The organism is Streptomyces sp. SM1, from assembly GCF_002910825.1.
GTDB lineage: Bacteria > Actinomycetota > Actinomycetes > Streptomycetales > Streptomycetaceae > Streptomyces > Streptomyces okerensis.
The window spans coordinates 1-2,192 of sequence record NZ_NEUB01000781.1; the positions used below are offsets into that span (position 1 = coordinate 1).

The window sequence follows — 2,192 nt, forward strand, 5'->3', positions numbered from 1 at the left end:
CCGGACGGCTGGCCCCTCTGGGTCTCCCCGGTCCGCCCGGGCCGCGAGCATGACACCACCTGCGCACGGGCCCACGGACTGGTCGACGCCCTGAACCGGCTCGCCGCCACCCTGGGCGTCCCCACCCTGACCGACCTCGGCTACGAGAACGCCGGGCCCGGCTTCCGTCACCCGGTCAAGAAGCCCAAGGGCGGTGAACTCGCCGAGCCCGACCAGGCGTTCAACGCCGTGATCCGAGGCGTCCACGCCGTCGCCGAACGTGCCAACGCCCTGCTGAAGGTCACTTTCAAGGCCCTGCGCAGGGTCAGCCTCGACCCCTCGGCCATCACCCGCATCGCCCGAGCCGCCCTCGTCCTGCTCCAGCTCGAGCACGACCGCACCGCCTGAACGAAGATCACAAAACGTCACGAGGCGTTACCGAGAAGAGTTCAGTGTGCGCACCAGGAAGACACTGGCAGAGTGATCGTCGTACCCTGAGCCTTCAAGGCTCTCGTAAAGGTCGGCCATGAGTTGTGCGGCTGAGATGGAGGCCTGCTCCTGCGCGCGTGAAGCGAACTGCCGCACCCCATAACCGGCGAAGAATGCCAAGCGATCCGAGTTCTTGGGGAAGTCCTCGATGCTCCATTCAGTGACGTCTTCGCCTTGGGGGGCGGTTAGGTCCAGAAGGCGGAACTTCTTGAAATCGCTAGTGAGTATCCAGCGTGGGGACTCGGCCTCGGTCAGGCCGTTCACATAGTCCAAAGCTTGCTGTTCGGCAACGACGAGGTTCTTTCCCGCCGACTTCATCTCGATCAGGGCCAAGCCTGGTATGAGGGCGTCGATGTATCCCTGTCCACCTGAAGAAGCTTTCCTGACACGCTTCTCATAGAACGCAGCGCGGGTCTCGGTAACGCCGTAGACCTTCAGGAGATCACGCACGAACGACTGAGCATCTTGCCGCTCATCTCCAGGCGAGTTTTTCCACTCACCAAAAAACCTTGCGGCACGAATGCGGATCTCGTTCAGGGACAAGGGCTTCGCCATGCGTGGATCTTACGACTGCACGCTGTAACAAACAACAACGCTGCGTTGCGCAAGTGGTGCCCTGCTGGCATCGGCGGCTGCGGTGCGGCCGAGCGTGCAGTGCAGACTGCATCCATATCGTGTTAAATCGCAGGGTTGGCTGCCCAGCAAGGTCGGTGGAGCGGCTTTGGGCTGGAGCTGGACTCTGGTGCGCAATTCCTGACGCGGAGTCCGATGGCTGCGGCATGATCGGCCCTGCGGCCGGTTTCCCCGTTCCTCGGCCGCAGGGGTGAGAGATGTCGATGCAGCCCAAGGCCCTGCCACCGGTACCGGAGCAGACCGCGAAGATCGCCCGCAAGGCTTTCCCCAAAGGGAGCCTGCCGATACGGGTCCGCGACCGGCTGGCCGAGGTGTTCGCCGACGAGCCGTTCGCCGAGGCGTTCGGTACGCGCGGCGCCCCTGGGCTGTCGCCGGGTGTGCTGTCGCTGGTGACGGTGCTGCAGTTCGCTGAGAACTTGACCGACCGGCAGGCCGCGGCCATGACGGTGCGGGCCATCGACTGGAAGTACGCCCTCGGGATGGAGCTCGCCGACACCGGCTTCGATCACACCGTGCTGCCCCGCTTCCGCGCCCGCCTTGCCGAACACGGCCTGGAACGAGTGGTGTTCGACCGGCTGCTGGAGTACTGCAAGGATGCCGGCCTGGTGGCCGCCGGCGGCAGGCAGCGCACCGACGCCACCCACGTCATCGGCGCGGTGCGGGACCTGAACCGCACGGAGCTGGCCGGGGAGAGCGTCCGCGCGGCCCTGGAAGCACTCGCGGTCGCGGCACCGTCCTGGTTGTCGGACACGATCGACGTGGCGGAGTTCGCCCACCGCTACGGCGAGCGGATCAACGGCTGGACGATGCCGTCGTCCCAGACCAAGCGCGAGAAGCTGGCCCACGTCTTCGGCCAGGACGCCCTGACGCTGTGCCGGGCGGCCTACGCGCCTGCCGCCCCGCCCTGGATCCGCGACATCGAGGCCGTGCAGACCCTGCGGCAGGTGCTGGTGCAGACCTACTACCTGCACACCGATGCGCGCGGGCGGGAGGTGGTCAGGAAGCGGGAGGCCGAGACAGACGGCGTCCCGCCCGGCAGTATCCGCCTGGCCTCCCCCTACGACACCGACGCGCGCTGGGCCGCCAAGGGC

General features: G+C 66.5%; 3 protein-coding genes. 2 read left to right on the plus strand and 1 reads right to left on the minus strand.

Translation table 11 applies throughout. The features are described from left to right. On the plus strand, positions 1 to 387 hold a 387-nt coding region (locus tag B9S61_RS24010; RefSeq protein WP_146064891.1), incomplete at its 5' end, for a transposase family protein. A gap of 27 nt (positions 388 to 414) precedes the next feature. Here B9S61_RS24010 and B9S61_RS24015 read toward each other — a convergent pair. Continuing rightward, positions 415 to 1,023 carry a type IIL restriction-modification enzyme MmeI gene (locus B9S61_RS24015; protein ID WP_146064938.1) on the minus strand — a complete coding sequence of 203 codons (609 nt, stop codon included), beginning with the start codon at positions 1,021 to 1,023 and terminating at the stop codon, positions 415 to 417. Positions 1,024 to 1,298: 275 nt separating this feature from the next. Here B9S61_RS24015 and B9S61_RS24020 point away from each other — a divergent pair. Then, positions 1,299 to 2,192, plus strand: an 894-nt coding sequence (locus B9S61_RS24020; protein ID WP_146064868.1) for a transposase, incomplete at its 3' end; no start/stop codon positions are given.

Excerpts from the sequence above, each read along its gene's own strand:
- B9S61_RS24015 (WP_146064938.1), bottom strand. The coding sequence starts at position 1,023 with ATGGCGAAGCCCTTGTCCCTGAACGAGATCCGCATTCGTGCCGCAAGG.